This window comes from Candidatus Kryptoniota bacterium (assembly GCA_036567965.1).
GTDB lineage: Bacteria > Bacteroidota > Ignavibacteria > Kryptoniales > JAKASW01 > JAKASW01.
In genome coordinates, this window is record DATCTN010000016.1 from 152444 (window position 1) to 178152 (window position 25709).

Below are 25709 nucleotides of genomic sequence, written 5' to 3' on the forward strand. Positions count from 1 at the left end.
ATCCAACCGTCATAACCGCATTCTAAAGGTGATGCATGTCTAGACTGTCTTGTCTCTTTGTTTTTTCATTCGTGGTCCTAGCTTTCGCGTCAAGGGTATCCGGTCAACCTCTGAACTCCCTTCGAATAAACGATCTTGGTTACTACGAATTGCAAAGCTTAAACGTTATGGTCTTCGATGACTTCTACCCCGAAGGTCATCAAGGCGGAATCACCATCGTGCAGTTCGGCGAGCGTGTTGCGGCAAATGGAGATGTCCGGATCGACCCAACGCCCGGCCAATGGTCTCCCGTCCCGAAACTCGGGAGCCGCACGATCGACAGGAAAGACGGAACGATCAAAGTCACGTTGTGGTACCCGGATTCAAGCAGAAATGAAAAGGGATACAACCCGATCGATTATCCCGATCTGGCGTTTAAGTATACAATCATCACAAAGGCCGTCGGTACAAGCCTGCGCGTTATGGTAAATCTTGATAAGCCGCTTCCTGACAGCTGGTCTAACAAGATAGGATTTAATCTCGAATTGTATCCCGGTCGCCTTTTCGGAGAACATTATTTCATGGACGGCAATCCGGGAATTTTCCCGCGGCAGGTGGACAGCCCTGTGAACCCTGACTCAGAGGGACAGCTCCAGGTGTCTCCAATGGCCGTTGGGAGAGAGTTGATCGTCGCACCCGGTAATAATTATAAGGAAATTAAGATTGTCAGTCTCAAATCTAATCTGGAACTACTCGACGGCAGAGGTCTGTACAATAACGGCTGGTTCGTTCTGAGGTCTACCATTCCTGCAGGCGTCACTACCGACGCGCTCGAGTGGACAATCAGTCCGGGCATCGACACAACATGGAGATACAAGCCGGTCGTTCAAGTCTCGCAGGTCGGGTACGCCCCCGCGCAAATTAAATTCGCTGTGATAGAGCTCGATAAGCTGACCGATTCATTCACGCCGATTGAGCTGATCAGGATTGATTCGAATTCCGAACGGGTGGTGAAGAGCGACAGCTCTCCTTCACCGTGGGGAAATTTCCTCAGGTACAAATATCTTAGATTCGATTTCACGGACATCAAACAAACCGGATTGTATAAGATCAGGTACGGGAGTTCAGAATCGAACGAGTTTCTAATCTCCGACGATGCTTACGCGAACGACGTGTGGCAGCCGACTCTTGAATATTTTCTCCCCGAGCAGATGTGTCACATGAAAGTCGAGGACAGGTACCGCGTGTGGCACGGACTCTGTCATATGGATGATGCGACGATGGCTCCCATCAACGAGGACCATTTTGACGGTTACTTTCAGGGTCCCTCGACGCTGACCAAGTACAAATCCGGTGAGCATGTCCCCGGTTTGAACATCGGAGGTTGGCACGACGCCGGAGATTATGACCTGAGAATCGAATCGCAGGCGGAGACAGTTTACAAACTCGCTCTGGCGTACGAGTTGTTCGGAAATAATTTCGATCAAACATCGATCGACGAGAATGCCAGGCTGACTGAACTCCACAAGCCGGACGGGAAGCCTGACATTCTGCAACAGGTCGAACATGGACTGCTGTCGATAATAGGAAGCTACGAATCGCTCGGAAGGCTGTACAGGGGAATCCAGGAGGCGACACTGCACCAATACACTCTACTCGGGGACGGCGAAAATGCTACGGACAACCTGGTCTACAAAGCGGGTGAAACGGATCCGGTTCTTCACCGTCCTCTTCCGCAAGACGACAGGATTGTATTCACGGAGAAAAATCCTAGAAGAGAATTGTATGTCGCGTCGACACTCGCCGCGGCTTACAGGGTCATGAAGAAATTCGACCCTGCGATGGCGGAGAAGTGCATCGAGATCGCCGAGAGGATTTATGACGGCGATTCCACGGCGCCGGCAAGATTCAGGATAAATGCAGCTGCGGAGCTCTTTCTTTCTACTTCGAATCCCGCTTATGCCAGACTGCTCCTCGACAATGCCGACTTAATTTCAAAAAACATTATGCCGTATAGTATCGTCATTGGAAGAGTTGTCAGGAAACTGGATAACCCGGAATTCAAAGAAAAGATTGAAGCGGCCGTCCGCAAAGCGTTTGAAGATATTTCGAAGAGATCTCAGCAAAATCCATACGGTGTTCCTTACGAGCCGTATATTTGGGGAGCAGGTTGGGAAATCCAATCCTTCGGTGTAGAACAGCTGTTTCTCTATCTTGGTTTTCCATCCATCTTCAAATCGGACTACGTATTCAACGCGCTCGACTTCGTCCTCGGCTGCCACCCCGGGGAGAACACGTCTTCTTTTGCCTCCGGCGTCGGTGCGCGTTCGATGACTGTTGCTTACGGCGCGAACCGCGACGACTGGTCATATATTCCAGGAGGGATCGCAAGCGGCACCGCTTTAATACGCCCAGACCTGCCGGAACTAAAAACCTGGCCATACTTCTGGCAGCAGGGAGAATACGTGCTTGGAGGCGGCGCGACAGATTTCATTCTTTTGTCCATGGCGGCAGATTATCTTTTCAACAACATGAATCCGATCGACAAATGAATCTTCAGTCAGGAGGGAATCGTGAAACGAAGAAACTTTTTGGAGGGCATTCCGCTCGCGGCGATTGCCGCGGGGAGCACGGGTAAAATGTTCGAGAGGATTTTTGGTTCGCAGTCCAGTACGGGTCAGGGTGATGAAATGCTGATTGAAAAAGTGAAGCTCGCGATGCTCAGCCTGCAGCGTGCGACATGGGAACAAGGTGTTGCAATGCAGGCGATGCTCGAGACCGGCAATTCCGATCTCGTCATCCTGATGGCACGAGATGCCGTCCTAAGACAGGCACAGGATGGGCGGCCTGCGATGCTCGGCGAAGAATTCGCATCTACTGACGCTGCCTCAACCGGAGAAGCCATTCTGTGGGCCGCAAAAAAGACAGGAGATCCCAACATGACGGCGTCTTATGACAAGATGCTGACATACTTTCTCGAGAAGGCGCCGAGGAACAAAGAGGGTATAGTTTATCATTTTACAAATCTTCCTCAGGTGTGGAGCGATTCTCTCTATATGCTTCCGCCGTTCCTGGCGACGGCGGGGAAATTCGATGAAGCTATGAAGCAGATCGACGGCGTCCGAGGATTTCTCTGGAACTCCGAGAAAAAACTTCTGTCACATATGTGGGACTGCGAAAAGAATGATTTCGCGAGAAAGGATTTCTGGGGAGTAGGAAACGGCTGGGCAGCTGCAGGCATGACAAGAGTGATACACGCCATGCCCGAATCCATGCGCGCCGTGAGAGATAAGCTGATGAGCTACGTTCGTGACCTTATCGACGGATGCCTCGCGCACATTAGAACAGACGGATTGTTCCACAACATCATCGACAATCCGGGCTCTTTCATTGAAACAAATCTCTCGCAAATGCTCGCGTACTCGATCTATCGCGGAATCAAGGGCGGCTGGATTGATGGAGGATACGAATCGCGCGCCGACAAGATGTACGAGGCCGCCCGATCGAAAGTCGATGAACTTGGTATGGTTCAAGGGGTGTGTGGTTCGCCCGAGTTCGATCACCCCGGCACGGCTACCGAGGGGCAAGCCTTCTTCCTCATGATGGAGAAAGCTCGCGCTGATCTGGCCGGCTGAAATTGCGGCCATGTATTATCACATCGAATCGGTTGTTCAGACTAATTCAAAAAGATTATCTCATAGTATTTTTCAGCGGCGTGTTAACATCAAAGCTCCAATCTGTTTCTCTGTCGAAATAATTGTAATGAAGCCCCACGATTTGTATACTGGACTTGCAAACGGATGGCGACCCGCAGCTGAGGTACAATCAACTATGCGGGACTAACGGGTCGAAGCCCTACTACGACATTGCCGAAAGTAGTTGCCGCTATGCCGACGGGATTAGACCCAAGAGCGCGGATTTGATTTTCTTAATGGAATTACGACTCTTCGGAATTCGGTGAGTCAGCAGTTACCTGAATTGCGCACGAACCAAGGAGATGCTAAGATGTTACTTGTCACTGCTAAACGGATATTGCTCGCGGTATTTATTTTCACCTTCGTTAAATGCGCAAACGTTCAGGCGCAGCCGAAGGTGCTCCATACGGGAGTTTCAATAAAACAACTAGCTGTTCTCGGTCATAATACGGTCAGGATCAGGCGGGACCCTGTGACCGGAGACCTTTACGTCCTGCAGAACAACGGAATAATCCAACGAGTAAATTTCAGTTCGGATAGTTCTTCGGCAACTCTGACGACAGTTTACACTACCTCCGACCACGGGTTGAACGCTCCCCTCGGGATGACGTTCGGGAGCGATGGAACCATGTATTTAGTCGGAAACGATTCCACAAGTGTCCTCGGGACTGCTACCATCGTGAAAGGTATCCCCGACACCGTCGGTGGCGAGACGCGCACATGGAGCGTGATCGCGACGACGGTCCCTTACGCTTACGGCAACATTTATAACCATAGAATGAGCGGGATTATACTCAATCCCACAGGCGACTCATTGTATGTAAACAGCGGCGCTGGAACGGATCATGGAGAAGTTGAAAACGGTTATCGCGAAGTCGGTCTCACTTCGATCATACTCCGTCTCCCCGTGGACGGCAACGACGTCATCCTTCAGGATGATCGATCTTGGCTGAGATCGAATGGGTATCTTTTCTGTGAAGGGATCAGGAATGAATTTGATTTTGCGTACGACGGGAACGGAGACCTCATAGGCGTCGAGAATTCCGGCGACCGTGACGATCCAGAGGAAATCAACTGGCTCAGACCTGGGCTCCATTACGGTTTCCCATGGCGCATAAGCACAGATATCACTCCTCAGCAGTTTACTCCTTACGATTCTCATTCAGATCCTCTCCTGAGTCCGTACGCCTGGGGCGGAGGAAATCTTTATAAGACTTTCAGCAACGATACTTCGTACCCTGCGGCGCCGGACAGCATCACGTTCACCTATCCCATCCCGAGTTACGGTCCTGACGCCGATCACTTCCGTGACACGGCGACAGGTCAGGTGATGGACGCGAGTCAGTCGGGCACTACAATATCATCTCTGACGCCGCACAGATCGCCCGATGGGATTGCCTTCGACAGGGACTCCATCCTCGCCGGAGACCTGAAGGGAAGCGGATTCGTGATATCAGTTGCGACAAGTAGGCTGGTAAGCGACCTGGGCGATACCAGTCAGGATCTCCTGGTTGTCAATCTCGTGAAAGACACCGGTAATTATGCGGCTCACGTTACGAGGATGATATCCGGTTTCAACTCGCCGCTCGGAGAGGAGCTTGTCGGCAACCGACTCTTTGTTGCGGAAACCGGCCTGGAGCAGCCTAACGGTGCACCGAAATTATGGGAGATTACGCTTCCGACTTCAGGAGCAACCGGGATCAAGACCACTAATGAGAAGTCCGCGACATTTCAGTTACGACAGAATTACCCAAACCCCTTCAACCCGACAACTAAGATCAGCTTTTCCGTGCCGGAGCTAGCTGAATTCACATTATCCGTTTATAATTTGCTCGGCCAAAAAATACGAACGCTTGTTCACGGCACAGTTGCTCCAGGGGATCATGTAGTTGAGTGGGACGGCCGCAATAGCCAGGGTCAAAGCGTGCCGAGCGGTGTCTACTTCTATCGGCTCTCCCAGGGCTCGCGCGTGATCGCAACAGATAAAATGATATTATTGAAATGAATCATGGCAAGTTCCAAGTTGAAATCGCAATCAGGACGCAGCTCTTCATTTAGTTTTACTTTGACATCAGGCATCCGTGAGTATTGGGTGAACAACAAATGAACTTGTGCTCGGATGAATTCGACCAATGCAGCGTATTTAGGAATGAGAGAGGAACTCCTTCGGTCGCTCTGTTTTCAGATCGGAGCGCGGAGCGGTGATCCCATTCCTGAATTGATGCTCGGGATTGAGATGCAATTCAACCGATCGGAAAGTCCTCTTGTCATTATGGCACAAAGGTTCTAATTTTAAGCCGTCACGTCGAATAAACAGGAGACCTGTTTAAGATGACCAGAAGGCATGCGGGAAAGTTCATCGATCGGTTTTCGGAGGGCTTGAACCTCGATGCGGGCGGGCTGAATCGCTGGTCATGACCTCAGTCTGGAGTTGTGCTCCTTACGGATTCATCTGTGAAGAGTTGGCATCACGGTCTTTAAGGCCGGTTCCTGTTTTTGATTTTCTTCATGACGTTATAACCAAAAGCTGGAGGTCAAGATAAAATCATGAGACCAATTTCTCCTGTCCCTGCGGCCCGGAATCTGAAAACTATTTTCCATCTTTCGCTTGTGCTCGTTGCCTTATTCTCTTTTGCGACGCTCGCGTACGCGCAGACTAAGTTCGACGGACAGACAAAAGTGGGAAGGGTACATCTTCCGTGTTCCATGAAGTACGACTCCGCTGCGCATACGTACACCATCACCGGTAGCGGCAACAACATGTGGGCAAACGAGGATGATTTCTACTATGTATGGCGTCACGCCTCCGGAGACCTTCATCTTTCAACCGATATATCGTGGGTGGGCGAAGGCAAGCAGCCTCATCGCAAGGCGGGTTGGGTCGTCCGGGCAGGGCTGAACAGCGACGATCCGTACGTTGATGCCGTCGCACACGGCGTCGGATTGATATGTCTCCAGTACAGGACTACAACGGGCGGGACGACGAGCGAGGTTCAGTCTCCTGTGGCCGCTCCTGCAAGGATGATTCTGGAACGAACCGGAGACCAGTTCACGCTGACCTTGGTGAAGGACGACGTGAAACATATTGTTGGAACCATCACGCTCAGGATGCCGGCAGATGTCTATGCTGGACTTGCCGTGTGTTCGCACGACTCGACCACGCAGGAGACGGCGGTTTTCTCGGATGTAAAATTCACACAGACAGGAGAAGTGAAGGTGGATCAACAGGTACTTGAAAGCACTCTTGAGACGATTGACGTGAGCTCGGGAGTCAGAACGATCGTTCGCAGCGCTAAGGAGCATTTTGAGGCGCCAAACTGGAGCCGCGATGGAAATACATTGTACTTCAACAGCGACGGAAAGATTTACACAATACCCGTCGGTGGCGGAACGCCGACTCTCATCAATACCGGATCGCAGACCAAGTGCAACAACGATCATGGCCTGTCGCCGGACGGCAAACTTCTCGCGATTAGCGACCAGAGCAAGGATGGGAGCTCCCGCATCTACATCTTGCCCAGCGGCGGAGGAGATCCCCGGCTCGTCACCGAGAATGCGCCGTCATACTGGCACGGTTGGTCGCCCGACGGCAAGACGCTCGCCTACTGCGCGGAACGCGACGGAAATTTCGACGTGTACACGATTTCGGTCAACGGCGGGAAGGAAATCAGGCTCACCACCGCTCCCGGTCTTGACGACGGCCCGGACTATTCTCCGGACGGGAAGTACATCTACTTCAACTCCGTTAGAACCGGCCAGATGAAAATCTGGAGAATGAAAGCCGACGGCTCAGAACAAACGCAGATAACTCCCGATGACGGATACAACGATTGGTTCGCGCACCCTTCACCGGACGGAAAATGGATTGTGTTTGTCTCTTACGACAAGAGCGTCGAAGGACATCCGGAAAACAAAGACGTTGTCCTGAGGCTCATGCCCACTTCAGGGGGCGAGCCAAAAATCATCGCCACCCTCTTCGGGGGACAGGGGACAATTAACGTACCATCATGGTCGCCGGACGGCAAGCGTGTCGCCTTCGTCAGTTACCGGCTCATAGCTCCGTGAATTGACCGTTAACCCGACGCCGGATTCCGTCACAGCGGCGAAAAGTTTAAAGGAGAAGAACATGTCGAACTTCAATAACTCCAGAAGAGATTTCCTGAAATTAATGGGACTTGGTACGGCAGCTCTTGCCCTACCGCGCTTTAAATTCTTTCCTTCAGCGGACTCTTACGAAGCGAACATCGGCCTGCAGCTTTATAGCGTTCGCAAGGCGATCGTGGATGGTTTCGAAGGGACGATGAAGAAGGTTGCAGACACCGGCTATCTGGGAATCGAGAGTTATACGCTGCCGGAAAACCTTTCACTTGACCGGGCGGCAAAAGTCTTTCGAGATCTGGACCTTAAAGTGTTCAGCATGCATTCGGAACTTCCAGTCGGAGATGCGCGCGACCTAGCGCTCAAGATGGCTGACGCGTATAAATGCGACACACTGGTTTATCACGGTTGGCCGGAGGGTGACAAGTATAAGAACGAAGCCAATATCAAACTCATGGTTGATGTCCACGACGAGATCGCGGCGTTTCTTAAGAAAAATGGTTTGCGATACGGTCTTCACAACCATTGGTGGGATTTCGAAAAGAATGACGATGGCATTGTGCCGTTTTATTATCTCCTTGAACATCTCGATAATGACGTATTCTTTGAGATCGACACCTACTGGGCGAAGGTTGCGGGCCAGGATCCGACAAAGATCATTCAGGATTTCGGCAAGCGCGCACCGCTCCTTCACATCAAGGATGGTCCCGCTGTTCACGGAGAGAAAGGTTATGAGCAGGTCCCCGCGGGAAAAGGCGTCCTTGACTTTCCGTCCATCGTTAAAGCAGGAGGAGATAACATAAAGTGGATGATTGTCGAATTCGACGAATATGGAGGAGATATTTTCGACGGGATAGGAGATAGTTACTCTTATCTGACCAAGAATAAACTCGCTAAAGGAAAAGTCTGATCTCGTAATGCCTTGGTGCAAATCGAAGGAGAATAAATGAAAGTTTTGTTTATCGGTGGTACCGGAAACATCAGCACATCTGTCAGTAAACTCTGTGTCCGACGCGGAATGGATCTTTACATTCTGAACCGCGGCCAAAGGAAAGTGAAGATCACAGGGGCGAATGTCATTAAAGGTGACATTTCCAACTCGGCCGCTGTATCAAGGGCTCTCAAAAGCCATAGATGGGATTCAGTTGTCGACTGGATTGCCTTTACCCCCGACCAGGTGGAAAGAGATATTGAGCTCTTCCGCGGAAAAACTAACCAGTATGTATTCATAAGTTCTGCGTCGGCATATCAAAAACCGCCGACGTTTCCGGTTATTACCGAATCAACTCCGCTTTGTAATCCGTACTGGGAATACTCGCGTAACAAGATCGCCTGCGAGGAGAGACTGAATCGGGCGTATCGGGAAGAGGGGTTTCCAATCGTCATTGTCCGTCCGTCGTTTACTTATGACACGGTGATACCGCTGGCAATAGGCGGCTGGAGTGAATACACCGCGGTCGACAGGATGAAGAAAGGGAAGAAGGTGATAGTCCACGGTGACGGGACTTCTCTCTGGACCATCACTCACGCTGAGGATTTTGCGAAAGGGTTTGTAGGGCTCCTTGGCAACCGGCAGTCAATCGGTCATCCCTTCCAGATTACCTCGGATGAAGCGCTGACATGGGACCAGATATATAAGATGGTCGCCGAGGCTGCGCGGGTGGAAGCAAAGATCGTGCATATACCGACAGACTTTCTCATAAAATTCGACGGCTCGCTCACCGGCACCTTGCTCGGAGACAAGTCCCACTGCGCGATCTTCGACAACACGAAAATAAAAACTTTTGTGCCCGATTATAAGGCGACGATACAATTCAGCGAGGGAGTGAAGAAGACGCTTGCTTGGTTCGATGCCGACCCGAAACGAAAGATCGTACAAAAGGAAACAAATGCGATGATGGATCTTGTCATCGAGAAATATGAGGGGAGACTCGAATAGCGGCCGACCAATAATTCATGGTCCGCGCTTCTTGTCTTTGATACCCGGTCCCGAAACAATATTCGGCGGAAAAAGCATGGCGAAATTCGAAACCGACGCAACGTATTCAATCTACGACTAATAAATTGTCCCGATTCTCCAAAACCGGAAATGCTTTTGAAGATGATGAAAATTAAATCACTCGTCATCGTCGCCGGCCTTCTGACCTCATTCCACGATATAAACCAGAATGTCAAATTGAGCGTATTCAATGTGCTCGGACAACTCGTGGAGAGACTCGTTGATGGAAATCTCATCGCAGGGACTCATGTCTACAGATTTGACGCAAAGAATCTGGCAAGCGGAATTTATTTCTGCCAGCTCAGGACCGCTTCGTACGTCGGAATCAGCAAAATGCTTTTGTTGAAATAGTAGAATGTAATTATCCGGAGAAATATGATCATGAGGATTCTTAACCTTCTTCTGCTCTTGTCAGCGACTTCTGCGTTCTGTCAATCGCCTGTACCGCCCGGGGCCACTCTCGAAAAGATCGCGACGGGATTTCAGTTCGTCGAAGGTCCGGTCTGGAAGAATGGAACAGGGCTGCTCTTTTCGGATATTAATGGGAACAAGATGTACAAATGGTCATCCGATTCAGGGGCGACGGTCTTCATGAACCCGTCGAACAATTCAAACGGCTTAACATTTGACGGTCAGGGAAGATTGGTTTTTTGCCAGATGGGATACAGACGCGTTGCCCGCGTGGAAACTGACGGCTCCCAGACGTCTCTTGCATCGACATGGAAGGGAAAAGCATTGAACAGCCCGAACGATGTTGTCGTGAAATCCGACGGAGCGATCTTCTTTACTGATCCGGATTACAATATACCCACCGGGCAGAAGAAAGAGCTTTCCTTTTGTGGGATATACAGGATCAACCAGCTCGGCGACTTGCAGCTCCTCGACAGCACACTCCAGGAACCGAACGGAATTTGTTTTTCACCTGACGAGACAAAATTCTATGTCAATGATTCCGGCAAGCGAATCATATATGTGTGGGATGTCGTGGACGATTCTGCAATCGCGAATAAGCGGCAGTTCGCGGTGATGGCCACATCGTCCGGTAATGCCGACGGAATGAAGGCAGATTCGAGCGGGAATATATTTTCGGCCGGACCGCTCGGTATTTGGGTTTTCAGCCCAAGCGGAGCGACGCTGGATACGATCCTCGTACCGGGTCAGACCACAAACTGCAACTGGGGCGACTCGGACAGGAAGACTCTTTACATAACGGCCGGCAACAGCGTGTACAGAATTCGTCTTGCAAAGGCCACGGGAATCGATCGGTATAATCTTGTCCGGCCATCTCACTTCAAGCTTTATTCGAATTTTCCGAATCCATTTAATCCGGAGACGATCATCAGCTATCAGCTTTCAGCTGTCGGCCGTGTGACGTTGAAAGTATATGATATACTCGGAAGAGAACTGGCGACGCTCGTAAACGATATTCAGACACAAGGAAAGCACGCAGTCACTTTCAACGCGTCAAGTCTCACCAGCGGCACATACTTGTACAAGCTTGAATCCAATTCTCAGAGCGAGTTCGGAAAAATGGTCCTGATGAAATGAGCGGGAACGCGGCGAGTGGGCAGTTTGTATCTTCAACAGCGGCGATGACCAAATGAAAATCCGAATAAACTGGAATTATCTCCCGTTTCTCAAAGGAGTGTTTCTTATAAAGGACTTGTGGCATCATGAGGAAATTGGCCGCACGGACGTCAACTTCGTCGCCGAAATACCATCACATGACGTTGTCATGCTGAGACTGGCTCCGATCAGCTAATCTAATCATCGGCAACTTTCCTTAGCGTAATCATCCGGCAAGCAGGAAGATTGCATGAGAACAATTTCATTCGTCCTGTTAGTTTCTCTTCGAGGTTCGCATTAAATTTGAAATGTTAAACTGTGGACGAAAATCGGAAATAGAGTGAGACTCTATCCCTCGTACCCGACCCGATCTTCTGTAGATAAAAGCTCACAGGCAAAGGGGATTAGTATGATTAGACCATTTTCGAAATCGCTCCTTTTATTCCCTCTCGTCATCGCGCTATTCTCGAGTCCTTCAGCCGGAATTGCGAGAATGCCTTCTCTACCATTTTCGCTGCACGCCGGTATAAGTAAAGACACTCTGATATCTGAGTTAGCCACTGCCCTCAAGAGCGAGTTCGATCTCTGGTATCCTCTCACAATCGACACGGTCTACGGAGGATATTTCAGCGACGTCAATTACAAGTGGGAGCTTGAAGGAAGACAGGTCAAGATGATTGTGACGCAGGCACGCCACGTCTGGTCGAATTCCAACGGGTCGATGTATTATGGTACAAAGGAGCCGTACTATACCGATGCGCGTTACGGCTACCATTTTTTAGAGAACGAAATGTGGGACAAAGTGGACGGCGGATTCTACGATTTTGTTTCCCGTGAAGGGAAACCGCTCGGGTTCAGAGGCGACACCGCCAAGACTGCCTACGGCAACGCGTTTGCAATCTACGGTCTCGCTACGTATTTCCAGGCATTCGGTGACACCGGGGCGCTGAACCTCGCGATAAAAACTTTCAACTGGTTGGATCAACACAGTTACGATCCGAAATACGGCGGTTACTTCCAGAACCTTGAAGTGGACGGCACCCCTCACAAAGACTGGTACAGAGGGACCCCGCCTAAGGACCAGAACTCGATGATACATATCATGGAAGCTTTCACCGAACTCTACACTGTCTGGCCTGATCCGACATTGAAGGCACGACTGGACATGCTTTTCCATGAAGTGAGAGATATCGTCGTCGGCAACAAGGGTTATATGACGCTCTTTTTCAATCGTGATTGGACTCCCGTATCCTATCGCGATTCAAGTGGGGAGAGCTTCCGGAAGAATTTTGAGCTCGACCATATTTCATTCGGTCACGATGTCGAAACTGCTTACCTCCTTCTTGAGACATCAAAAACTCTCGGCTACGCAAATGACACCGCAACCATCAGGGTGGCGCGTCAGCTCGACGAGTTCGCGCTCGACAACGGCTGGGACCGCGAAAAGGGCGGGATCTACGACGGCGGATACATTTTCAAGGGGCGGGACAGCGTGACGATAGTCCTGCCTACGAAAGAATGGTGGTCACAGATCGAAGCACTCAATTCATTCCTGATGATGTCTGAGATGTTCCCGCGCGATAAACACGATTACTACAATAAGTTCCTCACCCAGTGGAACTACATAAAGACTTATCTGATCGATCATGGATACGGAGGATGGTACTGGGGCGGAATCGATGAAGCGCCTAACGTCCAGAAGGGACCGAAGTCGACGATCTGGAAATGCAATTATCATACGACACGCGGATTGATGAACTGCATCCGGAGGCTAGCGGGTAAACTTTGACATTCGGCGCGACCAGACCTGTGTCGGCGGGACGGGGTCTTCAGTCGTTTTCTGCCGGCGTGGTCATCCAGGCGAGGTGTGAAACCCTCTTTAAGAATCAGATGAAAGGAATGCGGGAAATGAAGATGAACCTTAACGCATTCATGGTGGTGATCTTTTTCCTTTTGTTCCTTAGTGGTTCGAGTTCCGCCGCGAAGCTGGTGCCCGCGAATGATCCACGCACCGAATACTTTGGCAGATGGGACAAATCAGATCCGGTCAATTACCGGCATTCCTGGCCGGGCGTCTTCATTGTCGCCGTGTTCGATGGCGACAGCGTTGGGGTTAGAATGAGTGATACTACAAATTACTATGATGTTTACGTCGACGGACGATTGCATTCAGTTTTCCATGGTACAGCATCCGGTGATGCAGATTATATACTTGCCGATAGCCTGGTCGGCGGGCGACACACTCTAAGGTTCAGCCAGAGAAATATCTCTTTCGGGATCTATTCGTTTTCAGGGCTTATGATTTCAGATTCAGCGTCATTGTACCAGCCGCCTCCGATTCCATTGAGGAGAATTGAATTCATCGGCGATTCGTTCACCGCTGCTGAAGGAAACGAAGCCACGCTGCCGGAGATGAATTGGCAAGATAAGTTCCCGGTCACGGATATTGACAGCGGCTTCGCGACAATGGTGGCGCGAAACTTCAACGCGGACTACCACATCACAGCACGCTCAGGGATCGGAACGGTCTGTGACTGGCAAGGCAAGCTTGACATTTGCATGCCGCACTATTTCAATAGAACGCTCATGGAGTCGCCGGAACCTAAGTGGGATTTTAGAAATTGGACGCCTGACCTGGTCGTCATCTGTCTGGGACTTAACGATCATTCCGGACTTAGGGGAAAAGACGGAAATGTATCGGAGAAGAATTCAAAAATATTTCAGGAAGGATATGAGACCTTCCTGGACACTTTACTCCGGGTATATCCGGGAGTGCCGATCCTTGCCGTGAGTTCCTACGAGGAGTGGATTGTACAAAATGTGGAACGCGTGATCGATGAGGAGCACGCGGCCGGACACAAGGACATACAATTCGCCAGTTTCGGATTCTATCCGGGCGGCTACGTAGCTAACAGCCATCCGACCGTCGCGAGTCATAAAAGGATTGCCGCTGTTATCATCAAAGCGATCGATGATATGAAGGTTTATAAGTAAACGTTTCGGCCGCATTGTTCGATAGAATAATTTTGAGCACGGGCCGAATACATTAGTCGGACATGATGCAGGTTGTTTACTTAAATGTTATATTTTTCGAAATACTCATGCCATTGCTTGAAGAAAGGTGCTGCAGATTTGATTCCTTCACCAAAACTTTTCACTGACAACTAAAGAAGGAAGGCTATGGATTACTGTTCAACGTTGCGCGTCCCGATGCTCTTGTTCAGTCCGACGACACTTGTATCGCTCGACTGGGTTGATTCTCTGATCATCGCGATATACTTCGTGTTCGTTCTCGGAATAGGCTATTACTTGTTACGCTTCACTAAGACCGGTGAAGACTTCTTCATGGCCGGCAGAAAGATGACCATGTGGATTGCCGGCCTCTCCTTCGTCGCCGCGAATCTCGGCTCGCTGGAACTGATGGGCTGGGCTGCGTCCGCCTACCAGTACGGAATCCTCGCAACACATTGGTACTGGATCGGTGCAATCCCTGCGATGCTGTTCCTGGCGATCGTCATGATGCCCTTTTATCACATCAGTAAAACCCATTCGGTCCCTGGGTATTTGAAACTGAGGTACGGTGAAAGCGCCAGTATGCTGTCTGGGGTTTCTTTCGGATTCATGACGGTCCTCATGAGCGGCATAAATATGTTCGCTATGGCTTCGGTCATGAATGCGATCCTGGGTTGGGACTTACATTTTAGCATCTGGGTTTCGTCCATCACTGTCATGGTCTATGTCGTTCTAGGCGGATTGCTTTCGGCTATTTTCAATGAAGTTCTCCAGTTCATGTTGATCTGGCTTGGAGCGCTGGTGATCCCCATTCTTGGTATGATCGAGGCAGGGGGATGGAGCGGAATGGTCGCGAAAATTCACCAGAACTTCCCGGTAGGAGATTATACACATCTTTGGAGGACACTCGGTTCTTTTACCGACAATCCAATGGGAATCAATTGGGTCGGGATTGTATTTGGTTTGGGCGCCTGTATCTCGATGGCATACTGGACGACAGATTTTCTTGTAGTCCAGAGGGTACTGGCCGCGAAAGACCTGCGTGCGGCGAAAATGGCGCCAATAATCGGTGCCGGATTCAAGATGATGGTACCTTTCATCGTGATTCTTCCGGGCCTGCTTGGGCTGGCTTTGATTCCAGGCTTACTCCCTGAGGATGTTGCAAAGAATGTGGCGGGCGCTCACAGCTACAACCAGGTTCTTCCGCTCATGCTCGCAAGATATGCGGGACCAGGATTGCTCGGTCTCGGAATCACGGCATTGATAGCCGGATTCATGTCCGGCATGGCGGGTAATGTCAGCGCCTTCGCGACGGTTTGGACGTACGACATTTACCGACCGCTACATGTGCGGGTGGCTAAGAAAGAAGAAGCTGACGCGTATTACGTGAAGATCGGCAGATGGTGTACCATCATAGGTGTACTCATAAGTATCGGTACCGCTTACTTGGTCCAGCAATTCGCCAGCATAATGGATTATGTGCAGGCACTGTTTAGTTTCTTCGTTGCGCCAACCTTCGGCACCGTCGTGCTCGGAATGCTCTGGAAAAGAGCCACTCCGAAGAGCGGATTCTGGGGCCTGTTCGCAGGTATCGGCTCGTCAATCGGTATGTGGGCCTGGGTCAAGATCGACCCCAGCGCGCTTCGCTACATCGCCCTCTCCATTCATGCGCAAGCAATGGCTGAGAACATGTACCGGGCTCTCTGGTCGTGGCTCATCTGCGTCATCGTAACGGTTGTTGTCAGCTACCTCTCGCGACCGAAACCGGAGACGGAGCTGGTCGGCCTCGTGAGAGGGTGCACCGAAATTCCTTCGGAAGGTGACCTCCCGCTTCTGAAGCGTCCGATCTTCTGGGCCGGAGTCGTCTTCGCGGGATTAATCGCACTAAACGTAATTTTCTGGTAGGAGATTACAATGGTAGAAAATAAAGGTATCTCGATCTGGTTCTTTATCGGTAGCCTCCTTCTCCTTTACGGCATCATTATTACCGTCTCGAATATTTTTGAAGCGCTCTATTCCTCTTTTGGAAAGCAGGTCGTCCTCAGGAATCTCCACTTCGGGATTTGGTGGGGTCTACTCCTCATCGTAATCGGCACGATCTATTTCGTTAATTTCAGACCGTGGAAGAAGAAGAAAGTAACGCTCTGACACAACTAAGGTTCGAGACTCGCTATAAATAGTTCTGGAAGGAAAACGAAAATGAAAATGAAGAACTTAATACTTGTCATTGTCACGATCGCATTCGTGTTTTCTGTGACGGGGTCATTGAAAGGACAGTCAAAAATGAAAGCTCAACCTATGATCGAAAAGTCACCATTCGGGAAATTATCTGACGGCAGAGAGGCTCATCTCTTCACTTTGAAGAATGCCTCCGGTATGACTGTCAAGATCACTGATTACGGCGCAAGCGTGGTTTCCGTGTTGGTACCCGATCGAAATGGAAAAGTTTCCGACGTGGCGCTAGGTTATGACAGCGTAGGAGGATATGAAAACGGGAAAGCCTATTTCGGCGGGATCGTCGGGAGATACGCGAACAGGATCGCGAAGGGACAATTCAGTCTCGATGGAAAAGCGTACCAGGTTACTGTCAACGACGGTGCAAATACACTCCATGGAGGCAAAATCGGTTTTAACAAGGTAATATGGAATGCCGAGCCCCTCGAGACGTCCAAAGGTCCCGCGCTCAAGCTGACTTACATAAGTAAGGACGGTGAAGAAGGATTCCCCGGTACTGTTACGGTAACCGCGACTTACACTCTTACAAAGGACAACTCGATTCGAATTGATTACACCGGTACAACGGACAAAAGGACGATACTGAACGTTTGCAACCATTCTTATTTCAACCTGAGCGGTGATACGGGCAAGACCATCCTTGATGAAGAGCTGATGATCGCGGCGGATCGATTCACACCCGTCGACAAGGGACTCATCCCCACGGGAGTCCTCGAAAAAGTTTCCGGTACACCGATGGACTTCCGCAAAATGACAGCGATTGGTGCACGGATCAATAGTGACAACGACCAGCTCAAGACGTGCGGAGGGTACGACCTTAACTGGGTGCTGAATAATTATGACAAGAAAGTCCGCAAGGTCGCGGAGCTTTACGATCCGTCGAGCGGAAGAGTGATCGATCTCTCGACCGATCAACCGGGACTTCAATTCTACACGGGAAATTTTCTGAATGGCAGCGAGGTTGGGAAGAACGGGGTGCACTATCAGTATCGAACCGGACTTGCACTTGAGACGCAGCTTTATCCCGATTCGCCGAACGAGCCGAAATTTCCGACCGCAACCTTAAAGCCGGGACAAACATACAAACAGACAACGATTTACAAATTCTCGGTGAAGAAGTAATTACTTCAGATCTGCGCGGGGCCTCCCAACTTTCGTCGGGCACGGAGACCCCGACTGCCCTTCTCGTGTCCGCTGCGACTGACTTACTATTATTCCGCCGGAGTTTCAGATGAGTCGTTACGCCATAGGGCTGGATTTCGGGACCAACTCATGCCGGTCGTTGATAGTCGATATCGCCGACGGCCGTGAGGTTGCGTCCCATGTTTTTCCTTATCCGTCCGGTAAAGACGGCGTAATTATCGACCCGAACGATCCAAATCTCGCCAGGCAAAACCCGGCAGATTATCTGCTGGGAATTGAAGTAACTGTGAGAGAAGCACTTCGAAGCGCGCAGGCAAGCGAGCCTGCTTTCAATCCGACCGATGTCATCGGGATCGGAGTCGATACCACGGGAAGCAGCCCGATGCCCGTCGACTCGACCGGCCAGCCGCTTTGCCTTGATCGGAAATTCAATAAAACTCTTTCCGCCTACGTGTGGCTCTGGAAGGATCACACGAGTCACGCTGAGGCGGCTCAAATCACGGAAGCCGCCTCTAAGATGCGACCGGAATATCTTGGGAAGATTGGAGGAGTGTACTCGTCGGAATGGTGGTGGAGCAAGATCCTCCATTGCAAGAAAGTTGATGAGAAAGTTTTCGACTCTGCATACAGCTGGGTGGAAATTTGCGACTGGATTACAGCAAGTCTCACCGGAGAGATCCGGCCCGACAGGTTGAAGAGAAGCGTGTGCGCTGCAGGGCACAAGGCGATGTACAATGAGGCCTGGAAGGGTTTGCCTGACGCGGGATTTTTGAATTCACTCTCGCCGGGCCTCGGCGAGCTCCGTTCGAGACTTTATGACTCTGCGTACACTTCTGAAAAATCGGCGGGAAAACTTTCTAAAGATTGGGCCCAGCGGATCGGACTCTCGACGAGCGTAACAGTCTGCGTGGGCGCGTTCGATGCGCACATGGGTGCGGTTGGCGCCGGGATCTCGACTGGAACACTCGTGAAAATTATCGGGACAAGCACCTGCGATATCATGGTCTCACCTCATTCGGAAAAACTGGCGGACATTCCCGGCGTATGCGGCATAGTCGACGGTTCGGTCATGGACGGCTACTACGGAATTGAGGCAGGGCAGTCGGCAGTCGGCGACATCTTCCTTTGGTTCGTCAATAACTTGACTCCTGACGATTATGGTACGACGCAAGATGAAAAGTTCAAGAACCTGAATGCCGCTGCTGAAAAGTTGAAGCCGGGAGAAAGCGGATTGATCGCGCTTGACTGGAACAACGGTAATCGGACAATCCTGGTCGATGTCAGATTGAGCGGGATGCTGATCGGGCAGACTCTTCAGACTCGGGCGCATGAAATTTATCGTGCCCTTATTGAGGCGACTGCCTTCGGGGCGCTTGCGATCATAGACAGGATAGAGGAATACGGCGTGAAGATAAAAGAAGTGGTGAATTGCGGCGGCCTCGCGAGCAGGAACCCTCTACTCATGCAGCTATATGCCGACATAACCGGCAGGCCGATGAAGATTTCGAGAAGTGACCAGACTCCCGCGCTAGGAGCCGCAATCTTTGCGACAGTTGCAGCAGGTAAAAGTGCGGAAGGTTATGAGTCGGTTGCAGAGGCGCAGAGAGTCATGACTGGGACCAACAGGACATTTCATCCCCGTCAGGAGAACCGTGAGATTTATGGCAAACTTAATGCCCTTTATCGGGAGCTGCACGACGCCTTCGGTACTCGCAAATGGTCGGGAAGTGTTTATCACGTCATGAAAGATCTTCTTAATATCAGGGACGAGGCGAGGAGAGCAAGATAGTGCTTGAGAAATTGAAGAAAGATGTGTGCGACGCGAACATCAGTCTCGAAAAATACGGGCTCGTGGTATTAACCTGGGGCAACGTAAGCGGAATCGACCGCAAGAAGGGACTAGTTGTCATCAAGCCGAGCGGCGTAGAATACAAAAGGATGAAACCAGCGGATATGGTAGTCGTGAACTTTAATGGAGATGTCATGGAGGGGAAAAAGCATCCCTCGTCCGATACTCCCACTCACCTGGAATTGTACCGGGCGTTCCCTGAAATCGGCGGGATCACTCATACTCACAGCACGTATGCCACAATTTTTGCGCAAGCAGGTCTGGAAATCCCGTGTCTCGGTACAACCCACGCGGATCAGTTTTTCGGTTCGGTGCCGGTGACTCGGCTGTTGAGCGAAAGGGAAGTTGAGAGCGATTATGAGAAAAATACGGGGAGGTTGATCGTCGATCGCCTGAAGGATACAGATGTGCGAAACACTCCGGGAATTCTTGCAGCCGGTCACGGCGCATTTTGTTGGGGCGATAACGCGTCGCAATCGGTTGAGAACAGTCTCATCCTGGAACGAATCGCCGAGATGGCGTTCAGGACAATGCAGCTTAATCCGGAGATTAAACAGCTTCCCGCATATATCGTGAAAAAACATTACATGAGGAAGCACGGGGAAAACGCCTACTACGGACAGAAGCATAAATGAAACTCGAACATTATTGTCTCCACGAAAGCCGCGATCTCTTCTAAAAATATGGGAACACGAAAATGATAGACATTAAAAAACATGAAGTGTGGTTCGCAACAGGTAGTCAGCATTTGTATGGGCCGGAGACCTTGAAGCAGGTCGCCGAAAATTCGCAAGCGATAGTCGAAGGGCTGAACAAATCCAAGCACATTGCCGGCAAGGTCGTTTTCAAGCCTGTGCTGACCTCGCCGGACGCGATCGCATCGTTGTGCATGGACGCGAACAAGACAGCGAACTGCATCGGCCTCATCATGTGGATGCACACGTTCTCTCCGGCGAAAATGTGGATAGGAGGTTTGAAACTTCTGGAAAAACCTTTCGTCCACCTTCACACTCAATTCAACCGCGACATTCCATGGGACACGATAGATATGGATTTCATGAATCTGAACCAGTCCGCCCACGGCGACAGGGAATTCGGATTCATCTGTACCAGGATGGGTAAGAAGAGAAAAGTAGTTGTGGGTCACTGGAAGGAGCCAGCGGTTCAGAAAAAGCTTGGCATCTGGGCCCGGGCAGCTTCGGCGTGGTCCGACTGGCAGGGCGCAAAATTCGCACGACTCGGAGACAACATGCGCGACGTGGCCGTGACTGAAGGCGACAAGGTAGAAGCACAGTTCCGATTTGGATTCTCGGTAAATGGGTATGGTGTCGGCGATCTCGCCCGGTACGTGAACAACATAACGGACTCGATGGTCGAAAAGATGATCGACGAGTACGAGAACAGGTATGCAGTTGCCACAAATGCTCGTAAGGGCGCGGCGAAACATGCAAATGTCCGTGAAGGCGCCCGGATCGAGCTCGGACTGCGGGCATTCATACGGGACGGCGGATTTAAAGGATTCACAACAACATTCGAGAACCTCGACGGTCTCAAGCAGCTCCCCGGCCTCTCAATCCAGAGGCTGATGGCGGACGGCAATGGCTTCGGTGCAGAAGGCGATTGGAAAACAGCAGCACTTGTGAGAGCGATGAAGGTAATGTCGGCCGGACTGGATGGAGGGACATCCTTCATGGAAGACTACACATATCATCTCGACCCGGCGGGGATGAAAGTGCTTGGCGCCCATATGCTCGAGGTGTGCGAATCGATCGCGGATGGAAAGCCAAAACTCGAGGTTCATCAATTGAAGATCGGCGGGAAAGATGATCCGCCGAGGCTTGTGTTCAATGTTGCGCCCGGGCCGGCGATCAACGCGTCATTAATCGATATGGGTAATCGTTTCAGACTGATAGTAAACTCGGTGAATGTCGTCGCGCCGGATCAACCCCTTCCAAAGCTGCCGGTTGCGAGGGCGGTCTGGGTTCCGCAGCCGAACCTCGAGACCGCCGCGGCCGCATGGATACTCGCGGGAGGCGCACACCATACCGGATTCAGCAAAGCACTTACGCCCGAGTACATGGAGGATTTTGCGGAAATGGCGAACATCGAATACCTCCTCATCGATGGCTCGACGCGACTTCAGGATTTCAAAAATGAATTGAAGTGGAACGAAGTGTATTACCAGTTCGGCAGGGGAGTCTGAGCGCCCGCCGGAGACCGGGCGCTCAAGTATACTGTCAGTTGGACAAAATCAGATACTGTTGCTGATTATCGACTCGTAAAGTTCCTGTTTGCCGCTCGTCTGCTCCGGCTCGCCGTTTTTCTCTGCATACTTCCGAAGATCTTCGAGAGTCAATTTTTCCTTTTCGAATTCTGCACCTGTGCTGCCGTCGAATGAGGCGTAGCGTTTCTTCCTCATTGCAGTGTAATTCGTGTCGGTCAGGATTTTATCGGCGATCAACAGCGCGCGCGCGAACGTATCCATACCGGTAATGTGAGCGATAAACATGTCATCGAGGTCGGTCGAGCTCCGCCGCGTCTTTGCATCGAAGTTGATTCCTCCTGTACTGAACCCGCCGGCCTGGAGTATGATCAGCATCGCTTCAACGGTTTCATAAATGTTTACAGGGAACTGGTCGGTGTCCCAGCCGTTCTGGTAATCGCCGCGGTTTGCGTCGATGCTCCCGAGGAGGCCTGCGTCAGCGGCGACCTGGAGCTCGTGTTGGAATGTGTGACCCGCGAGTGTCGCGTGGTTCACCTCGATATTCAATCTGAAATCGTCGGCCAGATCGTTCGCTCTTATGAAACTGATAACCGTCTCAGCGTCGAAATCGTATTGATGCTTGGTGGGCTCCATCGGCTTAGGCTCGATGAGGAATTTCCCTTTGAATCCTTTCTTCCTCGCGTAATCGCGCGCCATTCTCAGGAATGTGCCGAGATGCTCCTTCTCTCTTTTCATGTCAGTGTTCAACAGAGAGAAGTAACCTTCGCGTCCGCCCCAGAAAACGTAATTCTCTCCCCGGAGCTCGATCGTCGCATCGAGCGCGCGCTTCACCTGCGTACCAGCGTAGGCGACCGCTTTAAAATCAGGATTCGTCGCAGCCCCGTTCATATAGCGAGTGTTGCCGAACAAGTTGGAAGTTCCCCAGAGTAGTCTTACTCCTGATGCGGCTTGCTTTTCGGCGGCATACTCGACGAGCGCACCGACCCGCTTGTCCGATTCCGCGATTGTCGAACCCTCATCGACGAGGTCGAAATCATGGAAGCAATAAAACGGCGTACCGAGCTTCGTCATGAACTCGAACGCCGCGTCCATCTTGTCCTTCGCCCGTTTTACCGGGTTATCCGCCTTGTTCCACGGGAATTCCTTCGTCCCGGGTCCGAACGGGTCGCCGCCCGTGTTGCAGAAGGAATGCCAGTACGCCGTCGCGAATCTGAAATGATCTTTCATCTTCTTCCCGGCAATCACTTTCTCCGCGTCGTACCATTTAAATGCGAGCGGGTTTCTGGAACCATGACCGTCGTATTTTATCTGGCCGATACCCTTGAAATATTCCTTTTTTCCGGTTGTCAATTTCAAACTCATTTCTTGTTCTCCATTTTTCTTAGGCTGACTTGTAAATGCTCATTCCATTTTTCGTACGCGGCTCGATAGCGGGGTGCGTTTGGCATGTCGGGTCTGACGGTCTCGATACACTCGAGCCCACGAAATGCCTCCTCAGGGGAAGCATAAAATCCCGCGCCGAATGCCGCTGCTCTGGCGGCTCCGAGCGAACCGTCAGTGTTATATAATTGAATCTCGGCGCCCGTTAGAGTGGCGACCGTCGTTCTGAAAATCCTGTTGAGATAAAGATTCGCCATACCTGCACGTATGCGCTCCGGGTTAACTCCTAATTCTCCGAGAATCTTTATCCCGTAGTAAAATGAAAACGCGACTCCTTCGATCACCGAACGGACCAGATGACTCCTGCTGTGAATGTTGAAATTGATACTCGAGAAACCTGATCCCACTTCGAGATTCGATAGCATTCGTTCCGCCCCGTTCCCGAACGGAAGGAAGATGACACCTTCGGATCCGATTGGTGATTGATCGGCAAGGTGATTCAATTCTTCGTAAGGTATCGGCTGTCCGAACAGGACCTTTCGGATCCAGCTGTACGATATTCCCGTTCCGTTGATGCAAAGGAGAATGCCCAACCTTCTCTCCCGCGCGCTATGGTTTACATGTGCAAATGTATTGACCCTTCCGAGCGGATCGTACTTGATTTTGTCGCTGACCCCGTACACTACACCTGACGTACCGGCAGTGGACGCGATCTCGCCCGGACGAAGCACGTTGAGTGAAAAAGCGTTGTTCGGCTGATCTCCGGCCCTGTACGTTATGGGTGTTCCCGCTTCAAGACCGATTTCTGTGGCACCCTCTTTTGAGAGAAAGCATTGCTTGCCGAACCCGTCGACTATCTTCGGAACGAGTGAGCTTCCAATCCCGTAGTGATCCATTAGAAATGCCGCAGGCTTGTCTTCCTCGAAATTCCACAGAATACCTTCTGACAGCCCGGACGGTGTTGTCGTTACTTCGCCCGATAGCTTCATGGCAATGAAATCGCCCGGGAGCATAAACTTGTCAACCTTTTTGAATTTCTCGGGTTCGTTCTCGATGACCCATCTCAATTTCGAAGCAGTAAAATTGCCGGGTGAATTGAGAAGAAAACGGAGGCATTTCTCTTCTCCCAATTCATGGAATCCTCTGTTCCCGATCCCGACGGCCCTGCTGTCACACCAGATGATTGCGGGTCGCAGGACATTTCGGTTTTTGTCGACCACGACTAGGCCATGCATTTGGTACGAGATCCCGATAGCTTTAACATCTTTCTTGTCCACCGATGCCCTGGAGAGCACTTCTCGTGTCGCCGCTTTAACTGCCTCCCACCAAACATTCGGGTCCTGCTCAGCCCAGCCAGCTTGAGGAGATTGAATCTGCATTTCGTTTTTCGGGTATGTGCTCTGAGCGATCGCTTTCCCCGATTCAACGTCGTAAAGTGCTGCCTTAATGGAGGAACTTCCAACATCAAAACCGATTGTGATCATTCCTGTTCTCTTCAATTGTCTGCGGATTTCATTTTTAAAAATTAAGCTTATTGTATAAAATCTTCAACAGGTCATCGTGGCGCAATGAAGTAATTCAGTCTGTCATCGCGTTTTGAAGGCTAGTCGCAACGGATTTCTCCGTTCAACCGGCGATCGCAGAAGTCCCCAGGAATGGGCTGTACCACCATGTACTGGATTACGACGAGAGCTGGAACCTTAATGCCGGTGCACGATCTTAAGAGCTACAGTCGATTCAATCGTGGCGGATTTATCTGTGTTTCTTCGTTACTGCCCCATAGTTTTAGCCGCATCAATGACTTACCCCGGGCTTTAATGCAGCGGATCGTTTATTTCGTGATGAGTCGCAAAATTGAAAACGCCGCCTCATTGTTGACGACGGGGGTTTACTCTGAAACTTCGATCATGCGCGCCGGTGTGTTACAGCCGTCCGGGTGCACCCCCAGCTGTCACGCCTCTCTGAAGGGGAGCGGATCCACATTGTGATTTCATCTTGCTTCTTCTATTTCAATTTCAGAAGTCTTGTTACCAGCTGCTACCGAGCGCATGAAATCCTCCTGTACAGTTCTGAGGCTTCCTCTCTCAAAGTCGTAAGGGCGGGTGTTACAAAAACGTAATTCATACAAATGAGTAAGTGACCAAAAGGTCGAAATTCCGGTCGATTTCGACAATTCTGTTTGGCATGCATATTGTACTTAAGGTGGGTGAAATGAAAAACCTGAATCCAATACGGAACACAGAAAAGAACAAATTTCAAAACGCAGAAAGCTACAGGAGAATAGTCATGAAAAACTTAATTTTGGTCTCAGCAATGGTCCTCGGGATCGCAGGGATGTCGTTTGCGCAAAATTCGGCCAGCACGAACGTCAACGTGAGCGCCACTGTCATCCAGGGAATCACTCTCACAGTAAGTGGTACGCTTAATTTCGGAACAGTGGTCGCAGGTACAACCCCGGCGGCCCTGAGCGCCAACACCAACGGCAGTGCACCCCTCTTCACAGCCACCGCCAATGGCGCGACTTCTCTC

19 protein-coding genes and 1 pseudogene are annotated in these 25709 nt (G+C 50.9%); 18 read left to right on the forward strand and 2 right to left on the reverse strand.

The window, feature by feature from the left end; translation table 11 throughout:
- Window positions 1-35 precede the first annotated feature (35 nt).
- The 17 genes and pseudogenes from VIS48_06330 to araA all read left to right on the forward strand — a co-directional run bounded on the left by VIS48_06330 (window position 36) and on the right by araA (window position 21779).
- Entirely contained in the window at window positions 36-2531 is a 2496-nt protein-coding gene (locus VIS48_06330) for a glycoside hydrolase family 9 protein (GenBank protein HEY9165764.1), read from the forward strand.
- 21 nt (window positions 2532-2552) lie between these two features.
- The gene (locus VIS48_06335) at window positions 2553-3614 is read left to right on the forward strand and encodes a glycoside hydrolase family 88 protein (protein ID HEY9165765.1); all 1062 of its coding nucleotides are present in this window, start codon (window positions 2553-2555) and stop codon (window positions 3612-3614) included.
- Window positions 3615-3984: 370 nt separating this feature from the next.
- Window positions 3985-5679, forward strand: coding sequence for a FlgD immunoglobulin-like domain containing protein (locus tag VIS48_06340; protein HEY9165766.1), 1695 nt, complete (start codon window positions 3985-3987; stop codon window positions 5677-5679).
- A gap of 542 nt (window positions 5680-6221) precedes the next feature.
- Window positions 6222-7739, forward strand: coding sequence for a hypothetical protein (locus VIS48_06345; protein ID HEY9165767.1), 1518 nt, complete (start codon window positions 6222-6224; stop codon window positions 7737-7739).
- Between the two features lie 61 nt (window positions 7740-7800).
- Entirely contained in the window at window positions 7801-8682 is an 882-nt protein-coding gene (locus tag VIS48_06350) for a TIM barrel protein (GenBank protein ID HEY9165768.1), read from the forward strand.
- 36 nt (window positions 8683-8718) lie between these two features.
- Window positions 8719-9711, forward strand: coding sequence for an SDR family oxidoreductase (locus VIS48_06355; GenBank protein HEY9165769.1), 993 nt, complete (start codon window positions 8719-8721; stop codon window positions 9709-9711).
- A gap of 162 nt (window positions 9712-9873) precedes the next feature.
- Window positions 9874-10122 (forward strand): T9SS type A sorting domain-containing protein, encoded by a 249-nt coding sequence (locus VIS48_06360; GenBank protein ID HEY9165770.1) that lies wholly within the window; start codon window positions 9874-9876, stop codon window positions 10120-10122.
- Window positions 10123-10152: 30 nt separating this feature from the next.
- Window positions 10153-11319, forward strand: a complete 1167-nt coding sequence (locus VIS48_06365; protein ID HEY9165771.1) for an SMP-30/gluconolactonase/LRE family protein — start codon at window positions 10153-10155, stop codon at window positions 11317-11319.
- A gap of 16 nt (window positions 11320-11335) precedes the next feature.
- A pseudogene (locus VIS48_06370) lies at window positions 11336-11533 on the forward strand (glycoside hydrolase family 27 protein).
- 213 nt (window positions 11534-11746) lie between these two features.
- A complete protein-coding gene (locus VIS48_06375) occupies window positions 11747-13126 on the forward strand; it encodes an AGE family epimerase/isomerase (GenBank protein HEY9165772.1) in 1380 nt (459 codons plus the stop codon).
- Between the two features lie 119 nt (window positions 13127-13245).
- Window positions 13246-14331 carry a GDSL-type esterase/lipase family protein gene (locus VIS48_06380; protein HEY9165773.1) on the forward strand — a complete coding sequence of 362 codons (1086 nt, stop codon included), beginning with the start codon at window positions 13246-13248 and terminating at the stop codon, window positions 14329-14331.
- Window positions 14332-14547: 216 nt separating this feature from the next.
- Window positions 14548-16254, forward strand: coding sequence for a sodium:solute symporter family protein (locus VIS48_06385; GenBank protein ID HEY9165774.1), 1707 nt, complete (start codon window positions 14548-14550; stop codon window positions 16252-16254).
- Window positions 16255-16263: 9 nt separating this feature from the next.
- Window positions 16264-16497 carry a hypothetical protein gene (locus tag VIS48_06390; GenBank protein HEY9165775.1) on the forward strand — a complete coding sequence of 78 codons (234 nt, stop codon included), beginning with the start codon at window positions 16264-16266 and terminating at the stop codon, window positions 16495-16497.
- Window positions 16498-16548: 51 nt separating this feature from the next.
- Complete coding sequence (locus tag VIS48_06395; protein ID HEY9165776.1) at window positions 16549-17706, forward strand: aldose epimerase family protein; 1158 nt, start codon at window positions 16549-16551, stop codon at window positions 17704-17706.
- Between the two features lie 109 nt (window positions 17707-17815).
- Window positions 17816-19516, forward strand: coding sequence for a ribulokinase (locus tag VIS48_06400; protein HEY9165777.1), 1701 nt, complete (start codon window positions 17816-17818; stop codon window positions 19514-19516).
- On the forward strand, window positions 19516-20211 hold the full coding sequence (locus VIS48_06405) for an L-ribulose-5-phosphate 4-epimerase (protein ID HEY9165778.1): 696 nt from the start codon (window positions 19516-19518) through the stop codon (window positions 20209-20211). Before VIS48_06400 ends, VIS48_06405 begins: the two co-directional genes overlap by 1 nt.
- Before the next feature lie 62 nt (window positions 20212-20273).
- Entirely contained in the window at window positions 20274-21779 is a 1506-nt protein-coding gene (gene araA, locus VIS48_06410) for an L-arabinose isomerase (GenBank protein HEY9165779.1), read from the forward strand.
- Between the two features lie 48 nt (window positions 21780-21827).
- Here araA and xylA read toward each other — a convergent pair whose 3' ends face one another.
- Both xylA and VIS48_06420 read right to left on the reverse strand, forming a co-directional pair.
- The gene (gene xylA, locus VIS48_06415; protein HEY9165780.1) at window positions 21828-23162 is read right to left on the reverse strand and encodes a xylose isomerase; all 1335 of its coding nucleotides are present in this window, start codon (window positions 23160-23162) and stop codon (window positions 21828-21830) included.
- Complete coding sequence (locus tag VIS48_06420; protein ID HEY9165781.1) at window positions 23159-24664, reverse strand: FGGY family carbohydrate kinase; 1506 nt, start codon at window positions 24662-24664, stop codon at window positions 23159-23161. The genes xylA and VIS48_06420 overlap by 4 nt, the downstream gene beginning before the upstream one ends.
- Window positions 24665-25466: 802 nt before the next feature.
- Between VIS48_06420 and VIS48_06425 the strand changes: the two genes are divergently transcribed.
- The coding region (locus VIS48_06425) for a hypothetical protein (protein ID HEY9165782.1) at window positions 25467-25709 on the forward strand (243 nt) is incomplete at its 3' end.